At 64.4% G+C, this 15757-nt stretch carries 13 protein-coding genes; 1 reads left to right on the forward strand and 12 read right to left on the reverse strand.

Annotation, left to right across the window (positions count from 1 at the left end):
* Positions 1-23: 23 nt before the first annotated feature.
* The 12 genes from VQ044_RS17530 to VQ044_RS17585 all read right to left on the reverse strand — a co-directional run bounded on the left by VQ044_RS17530 (position 24) and on the right by VQ044_RS17585 (position 14208).
* Positions 24-1121 carry an aminomethyltransferase family protein gene (locus VQ044_RS17530; protein ID WP_327622677.1) on the reverse strand — a complete coding sequence of 366 codons (1098 nt, stop codon included), beginning with the start codon at positions 1119-1121 and terminating at the stop codon, positions 24-26.
* A gap of 64 nt (positions 1122-1185) precedes the next feature.
* The gene (locus VQ044_RS17535; RefSeq protein ID WP_327622678.1) at positions 1186-2142 is read right to left on the reverse strand and encodes an electron transfer flavoprotein subunit alpha/FixB family protein; all 957 of its coding nucleotides are present in this window, start codon (positions 2140-2142) and stop codon (positions 1186-1188) included.
* Positions 2143-2145: 3 nt separating this feature from the next.
* A complete protein-coding gene (locus VQ044_RS17540) occupies positions 2146-2931 on the reverse strand; it encodes an electron transfer flavoprotein subunit beta/FixA family protein (RefSeq protein ID WP_327622679.1) in 786 nt (261 codons plus the stop codon).
* A gap of 21 nt (positions 2932-2952) precedes the next feature.
* On the reverse strand, positions 2953-4377 hold the full coding sequence (locus VQ044_RS17545) for a hypothetical protein (RefSeq protein ID WP_327648494.1): 1425 nt from the start codon (positions 4375-4377) through the stop codon (positions 2953-2955).
* Entirely contained in the window at positions 4374-6527 is a 2154-nt protein-coding gene (locus VQ044_RS17550; RefSeq protein WP_327648495.1) for a heterodisulfide reductase-related iron-sulfur binding cluster, read from the reverse strand. The genes VQ044_RS17545 and VQ044_RS17550 overlap by 4 nt, the downstream gene beginning before the upstream one ends.
* A gap of 148 nt (positions 6528-6675) precedes the next feature.
* Positions 6676-8874, reverse strand: a complete 2199-nt coding sequence (locus VQ044_RS17555) for an oxidoreductase (protein WP_327648497.1) — start codon at positions 8872-8874, stop codon at positions 6676-6678.
* 43 nt (positions 8875-8917) lie between these two features.
* Positions 8918-9574, reverse strand: coding sequence for a hypothetical protein (locus VQ044_RS17560; RefSeq protein WP_327622683.1), 657 nt, complete (start codon positions 9572-9574; stop codon positions 8918-8920).
* Positions 9525-10229, reverse strand: a complete 705-nt coding sequence (locus tag VQ044_RS17565; RefSeq protein WP_442872943.1) for an ABC transporter ATP-binding protein — start codon at positions 10227-10229, stop codon at positions 9525-9527. The genes VQ044_RS17560 and VQ044_RS17565 overlap by 50 nt, the downstream gene beginning before the upstream one ends.
* On the reverse strand, positions 10222-10986 hold the full coding sequence (locus VQ044_RS17570; protein ID WP_327648502.1) for an ABC transporter ATP-binding protein: 765 nt from the start codon (positions 10984-10986) through the stop codon (positions 10222-10224). Before VQ044_RS17570 ends, VQ044_RS17565 begins: the two co-directional genes overlap by 8 nt.
* Positions 10973-11986 carry a branched-chain amino acid ABC transporter permease gene (locus tag VQ044_RS17575; protein WP_327648503.1) on the reverse strand — a complete coding sequence of 338 codons (1014 nt, stop codon included), beginning with the start codon at positions 11984-11986 and terminating at the stop codon, positions 10973-10975. Before VQ044_RS17575 ends, VQ044_RS17570 begins: the two co-directional genes overlap by 14 nt.
* A complete protein-coding gene (locus VQ044_RS17580; protein ID WP_327648505.1) occupies positions 11979-12899 on the reverse strand; it encodes a branched-chain amino acid ABC transporter permease in 921 nt (306 codons plus the stop codon). Before VQ044_RS17580 ends, VQ044_RS17575 begins: the two co-directional genes overlap by 8 nt.
* A 16-nt stretch (positions 12900-12915) precedes the next feature.
* A complete protein-coding gene (locus VQ044_RS17585) occupies positions 12916-14208 on the reverse strand; it encodes an ABC transporter substrate-binding protein (protein WP_327622688.1) in 1293 nt (430 codons plus the stop codon).
* A 976-nt stretch (positions 14209-15184) separates the two neighbouring features.
* Between VQ044_RS17585 and VQ044_RS17590 the strand changes: the two genes are divergently transcribed.
* Positions 15185-15397: a hypothetical protein gene (locus VQ044_RS17590; RefSeq protein ID WP_327648511.1), complete on the forward strand. Its 213-nt coding sequence runs from the start codon at positions 15185-15187 to the stop codon at positions 15395-15397.
* Positions 15398-15757 lie beyond the last annotated feature (360 nt).

Consider the following 15757-nt stretch of genomic DNA (forward strand, 5'->3'; position numbering starts at 1 on the left):
TGGTCGTCGCCGTGGGAGATGCCTCAGCTGTGCGTGCGCGTCTTTTTCGGATCGAAGAATGGCACCGGCTCGACCGTCACGTCATGCGATTGCTGGTCCCCAGCAAGCTGGAGAACGGTCCCCACCGCCACGTCCGGCCGCAGGTGGACCAGCGCCAGAGACTTCTTCATCCGGTGCGAATAAGCGGGGCTGTTGACAACGCCGACCGCTTCGCCGTCGAGAAGCAGTTTGGCGCCGGCCTCCAGAACTTCGGTCGTCGAGGTGCAGGAAACGCCGGCGAACTTCACTTTCTCCTTGCCCTCGGCGGCAAACAGCGCCTCCCGGCCCATGAAGTCGGGCTTCTTGCGCGAGATCGACCAGTTGAGCCCCACCTCCCAAGGGGTGTTCACCTCGCTCATGTCGTAGGGATAGAACAGCAGCGCCGCCTCGATGCGGATCTTGTCCAGGCAGTTGAACGAACAGGCCATGACGCCGTCCGACTGCCCCGCATCGAGAATGCTCTGCCACAGATGCCCGACGTCGCTCTGATCGGTGAAAATCTCATATCCCCGCTCGCCCGAATATCCGGTCCGCGATAGGATCGCGCTGCGCCCGAACAGCGTGGTCTCGACCTGATGGAAATAATCGAGTTTATCCAGGTCGACCGGCGTGTGGGCATCGAGCAGCCCCAGGGCTTTCTGCCCCTGGAGCGAAATATCGTGCAATGCGTCGTCGAAGCGAATGTCGGCGTTCCGCCCGCGCCCTGCTTCCTCGAGCCGTGTGGCGCTCTGACCGGCGCCGTGAACGAAGAGATATTTGTTGTCGTCGACGTGGAAAATGATGGTGTCGTCGCAGATCGTCCCGGCATCGGTCAGCACGGGACAATAGGCTGATCTGCCCTTGCCGATCTTGGTCATGTCGCGGGTAGCGATGCGGTCAACCACCGCGAGCGCGTCAGGGCCGGTAATCCAGATCTTCTTGAGCCCGGATACGTCGAACAGGCCGGCCGCCTCGCGCACGGCATCGTGCTCGTCCTCGGTCGAGGTAGCGTAACTCCATGCCACGTCCATGCCGTTCCAGTCATCAAGCCCGGCGCCCAGCGCACGGTGTTCGGATTCGAGTGCGGAAACCCGTCTGGTCATCTGATGTTCCTCCCTTTGCTTGTCTCGATGCGTGGTCCAGCGGGTCTTCCGCCCGTCCGGTGCGCTAGAAATGGTTTTCCAGTTCTTCGGCGATCTCGAACATGTCGCCGACGATGCCGTAGCGGGCGATGCTGAAGATCGACGCCTCCGGGTCCGAATTCACTGCCACGATGGTCTCGACGTGCTTCATGCCCCATTGGTGCTGGACCGAACCCGATATGCCGAGCGCGATGTAGAGCCGGCAACTCGCCGCCAACTGTCCAGACTGCCCCACCTGGCGGGCCTTGGGCAGCCAGCCGTTATCCGCGATCGGTCGCGAGCAGCCGAGGGTCGCGCCGAGCCGGTCCGCCAGTTCCAGGAACTGCTCGACATTGCCTTCGTCGCCAACCCCGCGGCCGATCGATAAAATGAACTCCGCGCCCGGGACGTCGATCCCACCGGCGTTCTCGGGTTCCTTCCAGCCGACATGGGACGTCGAGACGGCGCTGGCCGGCGCGTCCATCGCCGTCACCGTTGGCGAGCCGGATCCGCCCGCCGGATCGAACACATTGGTTCGGACGGTGACGAAAACGGTCTGCTTGTCGGGGAAATCCAGATCGACCAGCACCTTTTCGGCGTAGCCGGCGCGGGTGGCGACCAACTCGCCGTCCTCGTATCGCAACGCCTGCACGTCGCTGGCGAAGCCAAAGCCGAGCTTGGCGGCGGCGGCCGGCGCATACGACCATGCGTCGACGCTGTGCGCGACCGCGATCAGCGCGGGCTCACGAGCCCCGGCCAGGACGGCGATCACCGCCTCCAACAGCTCGGGATGAAAATCGTTGGAGCCGGCCTTGACCGCGATCACCTCGTCCACGCCGCTGACCGAAAGATCGCCGACGAAGGCATTCGGATCAGCGGCAAGGATGGCGACCGCGAGCGTGTCCGCCTCGCCCTTGACGCTGTTTGCCGCGGCGATCGCTTCAAGGGAGGCAGGGGCGAACGAGCCGTCGCGCTGCCCGGCAATGACTAAAATCTCGGCCATTTCTCACATCCCCCGCTGTTCTTTGATGATCTCGGCCAGACGCGCGGCCTGCTCGGCGGCCGATCCCGTAATGATCTCGGCTTGGCCCTTCTCGGGGGCGTACATGCGCCGCACGCGCGAAGCCGGCGCGATGTCGCCGGCGCCAAGGCCGAGATCGCCGAGCCCAAGCTCGTCCACCGGCTTCTGCTTGGCCTGGCGGATGCCGCGCAAAGAGGCATAGCGCGGCTGGTTGATACCGAGTTGGATCGACAGAACGGCGGGACACGTCACGGTCATGATCTCTTCGAGCCCGCCCTCCAGTTCACGATGCACGGTCGCGCTAGCCGCCCCCGGCGCGTAGTCGAGTTTCGACACCACCGCCGCATGCGGCCAACCCAGCAGGCCGGCGAGCGCAATACCCGTGGTGGCGTGGCCGAAATCCGATGATTGCGCGCCGGTGAACACCATGTCCGGCGCCTCGCGCTCGACCACCTTGGCCAGCACCTTGGCGATCGCGATGCCGTCGGCGTCCGCGAGCCCGTCGTCCCAGACCCGGATGCCGCGTTCGGCGCCCTTGGCCAGGGCCGTGCGCAGGGCGTCGTCGGCGTCGGCATCGCCGACGGTGACGACGACAACCTCGCCCCCCTCACCCGCGGCCTCCTTGATCAGGAGCGCCTCCTCGACGGCGAAATGGTCGAACTCGTTGAGGTCTTTCTCGAAGAAGTCCTCGTCGACATCGCGACCATCGTCGCGCATTTCGAATTCGTCGTCGAGAATGGCGACCTGTTTAACGGGGACCAGAATCTTCATGGCAACGGCCTCGCTCCATTTTCACGCGTTGATGTGCAGATCGCCTGCGATGGTGTGGGGCGCCGCAAAGAACCGCGCCAGCCGCGCGGAAGCGGCGAAACGGACTTGCGGCTCGGGGTCGTCGAGCAGGCGCTCGATGTGGCGGAGACCCAGCTTCGGATGGTTGGCAAGGACGACGCGGTTCAGCGGATAGGGATCCTCGGCCAGACGCGCGACCACCTCGCAAGGCGCCGCATGATTGAACGCCACGGCGCGGCGCACGTCCTTGTCCGGGTGGCACGCGATGGCCTCGAGCTTGGAGGCCGGTGTCCGCGGGTTGCGCCCCAGGGCACCCAGAACGTCCGGGCCATCGTCCTCCAGCAACCGGTCGATCGCCGCGTCCGGCACGTCTTCGCGCAGAGCGACGCCGGCGCGCACCCACGCCGCCGCGTCGCATGCCAGAACCGACAGCAGCGGCCCGGGGCAGGACGGATTGCGGGCCGCGCCGCGCCGCACCTCCATCACCGGGTCGGCTGCCAGACGGCGCAGAAGATCGTCACAAACCGCCGGATTGCGCGCGATCCACCGGCGTACCCACGCGTCGGGATCGCTGGCCAGCCGGCTCATGACCTTGGCGGAAAGCCGCTCGCGCCGAGCGGCGATGCGGCGAACCCTTGGCGAGGGTTCATCCTGCGGATCGTCAAGAAACGCGCCCGACATGACGCAATTGCGAACCGCCGCCGCGCGGACCCTCTCGTCGTCATCGGCGAAAAGGCGGTTCAGCATGGCCGCGCCGAGCCCAGGGTTCGCGGCAAGCTTGCGCCGAATCAACGCATCCGCACTCGCCTCGGCCATTGCGAGAAGGCTGCGAGCGGTGTTCGGATGGGCGGCGACCTCGGCCCGTACATTGCGATCGCCGGTGGCCCACAACGTCTGCAATAGCTCGGCATCGGCAAATGGGCCGTGAGCCGCGTTCCTGTCGATCAGACCATCGCCTGCGGCGACCAGTCGGGCAAGGACGTCGCAAGGCGCATTCGGATTGCCCGCCACGGCCCGGCGCACCGCGATCGACGGATCACCGGCAAGGACGGCGAGCGTCGCGGCCTCCGCTCTTGGATGCGCGGCGACATAGCGCCGGATGCGGTCCGAGGCATCGTCCGCCAGCAGCCGCGCGAGCGTCGACGGCCGGGTCGCGGGATTCTTCGCCAGCCGCAACCGGATCGCGGCGTTCGCGTCGACGGAGATTCGCTCGAGCAGATCGGCGGCCGCGTAAGGCGCGGCGGCGAATGTCAGCCTGAGCCGCGGCGTCGCCAGGATCACCGCCTCCAAAGCCTGCCGATCCCGCGCATCGGCATGCGGATAAGCACCGAGCGCGGCGTAGGGATCGCCCGCGTCGAGCAGGCGATCGATCAACGCCCGTAACGCGTCGCCATCGACCATCGTCGCTGTCCCGAACCAGAGGGTCATGCTTGTCCGATCGGTTCTTGTTGCGCGACATCGGCGCCGGACACGTCATCCGCCATTGCCTCCGCGACCAGTTCGATCAATTCCATGACCCGGAAATTGCTTTCGTTTCCGGTTCCCTTGACGCCGTCCTCCATCATGTTCAGGCACTTCGGGCAGTTGACCACCAGGATTTCCAGCCCGTCGATCTCGGCCGCTTCGGCGGCCCGGAGTTCGGCCGGCTTCTTCAATTCCGGTGGATCGGGGAGCCAGATGCGGCCGCCGCCCGCGCCGCAGCAGAACGAATTGTCCTTGCTCCGCCGCATCTCGACCAGCTCGACGCCGAGCTTCGACAACACCTGACGCGGCGGCTCGGCGCCGTCGTTGAGCCGGCCGAGATGGCATGGATCGTGATAGGTGACCCTGTAGGGCAAGGTCTTCGGCGTCGCCACGACACCCTCGCGGATCAGCCGCTCCAGCATCGCGCTGGCGTGCTCGATGCGATAAGTCCCGCCGAATTCGGGATATTCGTTCTTGATCGTGTTGAAGGTGTGCGGGTCGGTGGTGACGATCGACGTGAACGCACATTCCTTCAAAAGCGCGATATTCGCCTCGGCCAGCGCCTGGAACAAGCCTTCCTCGCCCACCCGGCGGACGTCGTTGCCGGCGGTCTGCTCGTCCTCGTAGAGAATACCGAAATCGACCCCCGCCGCATGGAGGATTCGGGCGAAGGCCAGCGTCACCTTCTGCGAGCGTGGATCGAACGAGGCGTAGTCGCCGACATACCAGAGCACGTCGACCGGCTCGGCGCGGGCATCCTTGATGGTGAAGTCGAGAGACTTCGTCCAGCGTGGCCGCTTGCGCCGGGATTCGCCCAGCGAGTTGCCGGATTTCTGCAGGCTCTTCAAGGTGGTCTGCAGCATCGGATCGAACTCGCCCTCCTCGATCAGGGCGCGGCGCATCTGGACGATCATCGGCAGATGCTCGATACCGACCGGGCAGATCTCGGTGCAGGCGCCGCAGGTCCGACAGGACCACAAGGTCTCGGGTCTGATCTGATTGATGCCGTCGCCGATCACTTGAATCGGGCCGGCGGGCATGCGCGCGCCCGACAACGTATCGTTCGCGAGTTCCCGCAGGCTCAGCACCATGTCGCGTGGCGATAGCGGAAACCCCGACGCGTTTGCCGGGCAAGCCTCGTGGCAGCGGCCGCATTTGGTGCAGGCGTCGAAGTTCAGAAGATATTTGTCCGAGAAGTCGGCGAGTTCGGAAAAGCCGATCTTGTCCTGATCGACATCCGCCGTCGGCAGCCGACGCTTGGCGTCCGGATCGATCGCCATCAGCGCGCCCATGGCCGTGAAGATGTGCTGCACCTTGGTGTATGGAACGAGGCCGATGAAGGCGAGCGCGAGAAGGCCATGGGTCCACCAGAGCCCCATGCGAAAGCCCGCGCCGCCTTCGGGGCCGAGGCCGATCCCTTGCAGGATAGAGGCGGTCACGGCACCGACCGGCGACCACCACCGGTAATCCCAGACCGTCGGATCGCCCTGCAGCCAGACCAGCCGGGAAGCCTCCAGCAAAAAGCCGGTCGCGGCGATCAAGATAAGGGTCCAAAGGAACGCCCAGTCCTCGCGGCGATAGGACGCGCGGTCGTAGTCGGGCTCGTCGGGCGCGCGATCGGGGCGGCGGTAATCCAGTTTCGGAAGCGCCAGCCACTTGCGCCGGTACATCATATAAAGAAGGCCGGCGATCAGCCCGACACCGGCAATGTCCAGGACCAGCGAGAAAATGAGGTAGAACGAGCCGTACCAGAATTTGAGCCCGGTCAACGGTTCGATGATATCGTATTCCAACGTGATGATGCTGGTACCGATGAACAGCAGCACGAAACCGAAGAAGATCAGGGCGTGCGCGGAGCCCGCCCGGCGCGCGCGCCGCTTAATCGTGCGATGCGAAAGAACCGTCTCGACCATCCGCGCAAAACGCGGCCAGAACGGCGACCATGCGCCGGAACGCACGCCCCTGCGGTATTTCCGGACCTGGACGTAAACGCCGTAGACGAAAGCGGCTATGGCCACGACGGCCGCGACGTAGAAGACGAGGGTCATCCAAACCGGAAAATCCTGAAACAGGATGCGCGTCACGTCCCGCGGGTCGTGTTCGGGGCTGATCATCGTGGCCGCTCCTCCTGATCTCACGGAAACCATCGTCGGACATCGCGCATCCCGGACGCCTCGTTCCGGACCCGGACGAGGGTCGGGTGGGCGGGTCGCGAGTCGGGGCCGCCCGCCCCCCGCCCCCCCCGACTTTCCTCGCAGCGTTCTAGAGCTTCCACTCCTGGCGGTACTCGCCGCCGGGCAGGTAAGCCGAGCCCCAGACCGAGGCTTCGCGCTTGTAGGCAAGCGGAAGCTGTGGATTGGCTTCCTCGATCTCGCGAGCGATGCGATGCCCGTCGAAGGTCGCATCGGCCATCAGCTTCGGCGCCCAGGCATCGCCGACCACGTAGACACCCTTGATGTCGTTCGCGGCCCACTCGTCCTTGCGGGCCTTGAGTTCGCGGAACAGCCCATCGTTCGATCGACGCCCCGTGACCAGAACCAGCGTGTCGTACTCGTGCCACTCGTGGGTTCGGTTCTCCACGCGCGGGATCACCCCAGGGCCGCGATACTCCCGCCGGGAGCCGTCGCCCCAGATGTTGTAGATTTCAATCCGGCCGTCCTCGACCTTGGTGACCCAGCTGTCGCCGACGACCCGGACATGCAGCTCGTGCAGGCGGCGGTGCATGTTCGGCGCCTCCAGCGTGAAGTGCATGTATTTGCCGAACCCGACGCCATCGATCACCGACACCTCGTGGCCCTTGGCAGCCAGCATCTCGGCCAATGACGGGCCCATGAAATACGGATCCGCGTTGAGGATCGTGACCCGCTTGCCGACCGCCTTGCCGTCGACCAGGATCTGCTCCGGTGTCGCGTGGTTCGGCTTGCTGGAATCGACGCCCGGAATCGGATCATGGCTGAGGGCGTTGGTGCCGTCGCCGCACCAGGACGAGCCGGTGGCGAGGATCACCTTGTCGGCGCCGTAGGTGAGGACATCGTCCGCCGTCAGCGCCTTGCCGCCGAGCGCCAATTGGCTGTCGCGGTTCTTCTTGACCAGCTTGTCGAGCTGCACTTCGCGATAGTCGCGGTGATAGCCCCACTCGCCGAGCCCCGGCAGCGTCACCACCGTATTGACGTGGCCGCCCACCTTGTCGGCGCTGTCGGCCAGATGGACCACATAGCCGCGTTCCATCAGCACCCGCGCCGCCTCGCCGCCCGCCGGACCGGCGCCGATCACCAGAATGGTGTCGTCGGACCCGGCCTTCTCGAACTTCTCGGGGTGCCAGCCGCGGCGATACTCCTCGCCCGCGGTGGCGTTCTGGGTGCAGATCATCGGCGGTCCGCCGATCTCCCAACGCGAGATGCAAACGTTGCAGCCGATACAGGTCCGCACGTCGTCCATCCGGCCCTCCTCGATCTTCTGCGGCAGGAACGGGTCCGAGATCGACGGGCGCGCGCAGCTGATGATGTCGAGTTCACCGTTTCGGATGACCTCGGCCATCTTTTCCGGATCGGTGAAGCGGCCAACGCCCAAAACGGCCTTCTTGGAATGTTGCTTGACGAATTTCTGCCACGGGATCTGGTGGCCCTGGCGATAAAACCGCGACGGACCGGCATCCTCGCCCCACTCGGCGATGTCGCCGACCTTGATGTCCCAGACATCGACCAGGTCATCCGCGAGCTGAATGAACTTGATGCCGTCGACCTCGACCTCGACACCGGCGGTGCCGTAGAGCGAGTCGATCGCGAAGCGCGAGGCGATGGCGCAGTCGTTCCCGACCGCGTTCTTCACCTGTTCCAGGGTCTCGACCCAGAACCGGGCGCGGTTCTCGAATGCGCCGCCATACTTGTCGGTGCGCTTGTTGTGGTAGGGTGACAGGAACTGCACCGGCAGATAGGCGTGGCCGCCATAGACGTTGACGATATCGAAACCCGCGTCGCGCGAGCGGAGCGCCGCGTCGACATAATACTGCTGGACCTGACGAATGTCGTCATGGTCCATCTCGTGGCAGTAGGTCAGGGTCTCGAATTCCGAGGCGTACTGGGTGGCGCCGCGCGGCGTGCAGCGCGTCTCCATGCAGGGCGCGTGCGATGAGCCGTACCACAGCTCGACGCCAGCCAGCGCGTCGTGCCTGTGGATCTCGTCGGTCATCGCCCGCAGGTTGCGCACGTCGCCTTCGTCCCAGATCCGCGCCGAGACGCGGTGGGTATCGTCGGATTCCGGGTGGATCGAGCAATATTCGGTGTTGATGGCCCCCCAGCCACCCTCGGCCTTGACGCCGCGATGCGCCGCCTGGAAGCCCGGCTTGTCCGACCCCGCCCCGATGCAGTGCGGACTCTGATGGAACCGGTTCTTCATCACCTTCGGACCGATCTGGATCGGCTCGAAAAGGATATCGTATTTGGCCGGTCGCTTGTCTGCCATCGTGTTTCTCCCCTGAATTGGCGGCCTGAGGCCTCTTGCTGCGTTAGTCTTTGTTCTCCGGCTTTGTTGTCAGGCCCGTGCTGATCATCAGTGCCGCGGCCAGGAATTTTCTCGGGTCGTCGAAGACCGGCAGCTTCTCCGCCCGCCAGCGATCGTGGAGGCGGCAGACCGGTGGTTCGCCACGTTCGAGGGCGGCGAGCGCCTCGGCGGCCTCTCGGGCGAAGGCCTTCATCCGGGTGCGCGTGCTCTGCTGATACGTGTCCCAATGCTTCGCCTCCATGCGCAGGTGGAACAGCGAGGAGCGGGCACGACGGGCGATCCGCATGCCGGCGATAAAGCTGTCCGCCCCGCTCCAAAGCCCGCGCGCGCGGGCATAGAGCCGGTGGGCGCGCGCTTCCTGGCCGGACAGTCGCTCCGCCAGGGCGGCGTTGGCGAGGCTGGTCGCATAGCGCGGATCGGAGCGGCGGAACCTCCAGAAGGCGAGGCGCCGGGCCCGGCGCCAGAGCCGGATCGCCTGATCCGCGTCGCCGGACCGCCAAGCAGCCTCGGCGTCCTCCTGCAGCCGCTCCCAGCGCAGATCGGCGCGGCGCCAGCCGGCGGCGCGGGCTGCCTTCTCCTCGCGGTTCCGCTTCTCGTCTGACGCCGCGGCGTCAGAAACCGAGATACGCGGCGCGGACATGGTCGTTGTCGTGAAGTTCATCTGCGGGTCCTTCAAGCGCCATGGCGCCGGTCTCGAGCACGTAGGCGTAGTCGGCCAGGTCGAGCGCGAGCTCGGCATTCTGCTCGACCAGCACGACCGTCACGCCTTCCTTCCCGATCTGTTCGACGATCCGGGCAATCTGTTCGACGATCACCGGGGCGAGGCCCATCGACGGCTCGTCCATCAGCAGGAGCTTCGGCCGGCTCATCAGCGCGCGGCCGATCGCCAGCATCTGCTGCTCGCCGCCCGAAAGCGTCTGCGCGCGCTGGCGCCGCCGCTCGCGGAGCCGCTCGAAGCGGACATAGATGCCGTCCAGATCGGCGGCGATGGCCGCCTTGTCGCGTCGCAAGAAGGCGCCGGTGCGCAGGTTCTCCTCGACGGTGAGATCGGGAAATATCCGGCGCCCTTCCGGCACATGGGCGATGCCGAGAGCGACGATGCAGTCCGGCGGCAGCCTGTCGATCCGCTCGCCGCGGAAGCGGATTTCGCCGGCAGTGAGCTTGGCGAGACCGGAAATGGCGCGCAGCGTCGTCGTCTTGCCGGCACCGTTGCCGCCGATGATGGTGACGATGGCGCCTTCGGGGATGGTCATGGAGACGCCGCGCAATGCCGCGACCTTGCCGTAGCTCACGGCGGCGCCGTCGATCTCAAGCAACATGGCGCGTGCCTCCGAGATAGGCCGTGATCACCTCCGGATGATTGCGGATTTCGCTCGCCGTGCCCTCGGCCAGCAGCTTGCCGAAATTCATGCAGGTAATGCGGTCGCAAAGTCCCATGATCGCGTGCATGTCGTGCTCAACCAGAAGGATGGTCACGCCCGAGGCATTCAGCTTGCGCATCAGCGCCATCATCGCCTTCGTCTCCTCCGGATTCATCCCAGTGAAGGGCTCGTCGAGCAGCACCATTTCCGGTGCCGAGGCCAGTGCCACCGCCATGCCGAGCGCGCGCTGATGGCCGTGGGAGAGGTCACCTGCGCGCTCTTGCGCGTGACCCGCGAGACCGAAGAAATCGAGTGCCCGCTCGGCCTTCTCGCGCGCCGCGCGGCGTTCGGCACGGTCGGTTCCCAGAAGCGCGGTGTGAAGCGCCGGAAAATGCTGCATGTGCGTGCCGACCAGGGCGTTCTCGACGACGCTCAATTCCGCGAACAGCGTCGAGTGCTGGAAGGTGCGGACCAGCCCCTTCCGCGCCACTCGGAACATCGGCAGGCCCGAAATCTCCTCGCCCTTGAAACGGACATGACCGGAACTCGGTGTGTAGAATCCCGAGATCATGTTGAAGGTGGTGGTCTTGCCGGCGCCGTTCGGACCGATCAGGCCGTGGATCGTGCCCTTTTCGACCGTGAATGACAGTGCGTCCACCGCGATCAGGCCACCGAAACGCATGGTGAGCTGGTCGACTTCAAGAAGCGTCATGGGCCGCCTCCATATCCGTGGCTTTCGCACCCGCCGCCGGTCGCGTGTCGGCGCGCTTCGTCGCTTGCGTGAACCGCTGTACCAGGCTCTCGAGCCCCTTCGGCAGGAACAGCACCGAGGCGATCAGCACGAGGCCGTAGATCAGCGGCCGCCACTGCTCGAAGCCCATCTCGCGGAGCACGATCTCATTCAGCACAGTCAGCGCGATGCAGCCCAGGATCGGGCCATAGAAGGTCGCCGTGCCACCGACGATCGCCCAGGTCAGCACGAACACCATCATCTCGACGTCGAAGCTGTTCGGATTGATGGTGCCGATATAATGCGCCAGCAGCGCGCCCGAGAGTCCGGCAAATCCGCTGGCGATGACGAAGGCCAGCGTGCGCCAGGCGCGAACATTGACGCCGGCGGCCCCCGCAAGCTTGTCCTGCCAGTGGACGGCATGGAAGGTCAGCCCGACGGGTGAGCGCTCGATCCGCCACAAGACCCAGAGCGAGGCGCCCACCACCACAAGGGCGAGATAATAATAGCTGACCGGCTCGAAGAAATCGAAACGCAGCCACCCGAGGTCGAGGTCCGGCACCCCCTCGATCCGCTTCAAGCCTTTGGGGCCGCCGAAGGGCTCGCGAAACCGTTTCCAAAGCAGGCGGATGATCTCGCCGGCGGCAAACGAGCCGATGAGGAAATAGAAGCCCTTCATCCGAAACAGCGGGAAACTCAACACCAGCGCGACGGCCGCGGCGGTCAGCGCCCCGAGTATCGCCGAAACCGGCACCCAGATTCCGAAATGCTTTGAATACAGCGCCGAGGCGTAGGCGCCGACACCCATGATGACGACATGACCCAGCGACCATTCGCCGGTCAGCGTCAGCAGGCGATAAGAGGCGACCAGCAATACGTTGATGGTCAGAAAGACCAGGATTTCCTGCTGTGAATAGGACAGCGCGTGGGGCACGAGGATGAGAAGCGCCGCCAGCGCGATCCATGCGAGCCCCTTAAGCACGGTCCACCGTCCCGAAGAGGCCCGTCGGTTTCACGATCAGCACGAGCAACATCAGCCCAAGCCCCACGATATCGGCGATCACCCCGTCCCAGAACGTCGTGACGAAGGTATGGATGAAGGCGTAGGCGACCGCCGCCACCACCGCCCCCTCCAGCGAGCCAACCCCGCCGACGATGATCACGATGAAGGCGGTGATGATGACGCTGTGGCCCATATACGGGTTGACGCTGACCAGCGGCGCCGACAGCGCGCCCGCCACCCCGGCCAGCGCCGCGCCGATGAACATGGCGATGCGCGCGGTCTGGTTGATCGCGATGCCCTGCAAGGCCGCCGCCTCCGGATCCTGGGCACTGGCGCGCAGCGCCCAGCCGAAACGGGTTTTCTTCAAGAACAGCCAGAGCGCGGTCAGCAGCACGATCGCGGCGATCACGACATAGAGTCGCTGAACCGGAAAGCGGACCCTTTCGAAAAAGATGATGACGTCCTGGGTCACCGGCGGGACATGCTCCATGCGCACTCCGAAGAGCAGCACGGCCGCCGCCTGCAGGACCATGAGGAAGCCGATCGAGGCGACGAGCCCCCCGAGCGGGTTGTCGCGGAGCGGGCGAAACAGCGCCCGCTCCATGGCAAGCCCGAGAATGCCGACGAAGACAAGCCCCGCGGCGACCGCGATCGGGAACGGTACTGCGAGGTCCGCATACAGCGCCACCACCGCATAGGCACCCGCCATGAACAGTTCGCCATGGGCGAAATTGATGACCCCCATCACGCCGAAGATCAGCACGAGTCCGACGGCCACCAGCGACATGTAGCTGGCGGCATAGATCGCATTCAGTCCGGTTTGCAGAAGCAGGTCCATGGCTCGGCAGATCGCGGCAGGAGAGAAGAAGCAGCGGACCGTCAGGTCCGCCATCGGGCCGGCGCCGGCGTCAGCCGCGCTGGTTCCACATCTGGCCGTAGGCCTCCATGTGCTTCTTCAGGAGTTCGCCGTGCTTGTCGTACCAGGCGGGGATGCTCCGGAACTCCTTGATCACCGCCTTGCCGTTCTCGATCCGCACCACGGGCCAGTCTCCGACCAGCGCGTTGTCGATGCCGAACAGGTCCTTGCCCCACCATTCGGCCTCGCCGAAAGCGTGCTTGCCGACCTGTTTCATGGCGGCGAGCACCGCGTCGGGCTCGGCGCTACCGGCAGTCTCGGCCGCGGCCTTCCAAAGGTCCATGATCGAGGCATATTCCCAGGAAACCGCGCCCCACTCGCCCGGATGGCGTTCGTTGTAGACCTCGTAGAACTTGTTGGCGTCCTTGAAGTTGATGTTGTCGGCATTGAGCGCAGGGTCGTCGAAGTCCGGAAACTGGAAGATGAAGCCTTCCATGAACTCCTTCGAGGTCTTCTCGATAATCTGGTCGTAGAAGTCGGCGGTGCAGGAGATGATCTGCCCCTTGTAGCCTTGCTGGAACAGCTGCTCGCAGATCGGATGGACATAGTCGGCGTAAGAGGTGTCGAGACAAACGATATCCGGGTTGTTGGCGATCAGCTTGGTGACCACGGGCGCGAAGTCGGTGGTCGCCGGATCGAACAAGAGCGGCTCCTCCTGCATCTCGATCCCGGCCGCCTCGAAAGCCGCCAGATAGGTGGCGACCGACGGCAGTCCCAGCGCGTCGTCCTGAGCACACATCACCGCCGTCTTCAGGCCGGGATTGTTCTCGGTCAGCCACTCGACGCCGGTGACGTTGTAGATCGGGTGGACCTCGGCCGGCGCCACCAGCGTCGTGGTGTCGGGCGATAGGTCGGAGGGTAGCAGCGTCGAGAACAGCATACCGGTCTTGTCGGCTACCGGCTGGGCGCCCGGCCAGGTATCGCCGCCCAACATCATGACGAATTTGACCTCGTCCTCCCGGATCAACTGTGTCGCACCGGTGCGCGCCTTGGCAGGGTCGTATTCGTTGTCGTAGCCGACGAATTCGATCTTATAATCCCCATCGGCCAGCTTCACCCCGCCCGCCTCGTTGACCCATTCGGCCCAGATCCGGCAGCCGTCGAGCCCTGGCTTGCCCCAGGCGGCCACCGGCCCCGTGAGCGGCGCCAAAAAGCCGATCTTGATGACCTTTTCCTGGGCGAACGCACGAACCGACAGCCCGGACGCCGCGACCGCGCCCAATGCGGCCGTGGCGCCGAGAAGTTTTCTCCGCGTCCAATCAAGCTTGAGAGTCTTGGTAACCATGACAGTCCTCCCTTTGCGTCGCATGGCCTCTTTTTCACCGGCCGATGCGACATCCCTTCGACACCGTTTTTCTTTTTTGATCCGATTACGGACCAATTTATCGGTTTTTGGGCTGATCTGTGGAAAAATCTATCATCGATCTGATCCAATTTCAACCAAATCTAGTCATTTTCCGAAATTGGTTGATTCATGCCCGATCAGCGAGGAACGGCTTTAGGCGGTGCAACCGTCAGTAACGCTATGAATCAGCCATTGTCGGATGGGGCAAAAACCGAGATGCACGGTTCGATTTTGGATCAACTGGGGGTGATGGCGCGCAAATGGCCTGCCCCCAATGGCCGGATGACCGTTGATCGCGCGAATCCGAACCGTGGCGGGACGAGACCACTGCCGTAGTGGCGCCCGCCGCAACGACCGGGTTGACGGTCAACGATCCGGCAGCGATCGCTAACAGTCCGCGATCCCAGCCTCGGACGAGCCCGAACCTTTCCCACCCGCCGCCGGCAGCAGGAATGGCGTGGCTCACGGAAGTCGAGATCAGACGCGTCAGATCACGCCTGCATCAGGCTCGGGCGTGCCGCTCCCAAAGCAGCCCATCAACGCGGACCGCGCCGATCTTCGCCGGATCCCGGTAGCGCCATCCGCACAAATACCACATCCCTGACCAAACCTCTGTCGCAGCTGAAACCGTCTTCGAAGCCGTCCCTTGGCGTGAGGTAAATGAGCGGCGCGGTACCGAGATTCGGTTGCCGGCGCGCTTCGCCGTGATCCGGCGATGATCATCGTCCACTCGTTGCCTGAGCGCGTCATGCTCCCGATTTGCGCGTCGACGACGGAAGAGGACGATCAGAGAAACGGATCGTCGAGCGTCGGATCACCGCTCCGTTTTCCTCGACTATGGTACGCCTACGGTGAAGGCCGCCTTGCGAATGTTGGAGTATGGGTGTTTCATATTACGCCCGAAGCGTGAAGCGTGATGACTAACCAGTTTCGTGACGTACCGATGCATCCTCATCTGATCGAGCAGGGATTTCTGGTATTTGCCAAGGCGAGCGCGACCGGGCCAATGGTCATGGAGAGGTATGGTGAACCGCCGGTGGTTCGAGTGGGGCGGCGTCAGCGCGATGAGATGGTAGTGGAGACCGCCGTTCCGCGCGATATTTATCAAGTGATCCCGATTTCGCGGTAGAGACTTTTCCATGGGCCAGTCCGGGCAGCCAAACCAAAAGGGCATGGATGTCGCCGCGACGTTCTTCGGGTACTTGATGTCCGAGTAAGGTGCCGGTCGTAGACCTCGACGATGGCTATCTCCATCTCGTGGGCCTGATGACTGGGCGTTCCACGGATCTCTCTGAACATAAAAGTAAGGAGGGTCGGTTCGAACCCATCCGCGATACGTTCTTCTGCCATTGTCGCAAAGGCATTCACGAGAAGCTTTGCCGGGGTCATGCTGTCTGTGTAGGGCGGTGAGAAAGTAGATCCCATGGGGTGGATAGCGACCCGCTCTCTGACAGAGTGGTGTTGTTGAACCGGCCACCTGGAGACGACC

This window comes from Aurantimonas sp. C2-5-R2, assembly GCF_036549495.1.
Classification (GTDB): domain Bacteria; phylum Pseudomonadota; class Alphaproteobacteria; order Rhizobiales; family Rhizobiaceae; genus Aurantimonas; species Aurantimonas coralicida_A.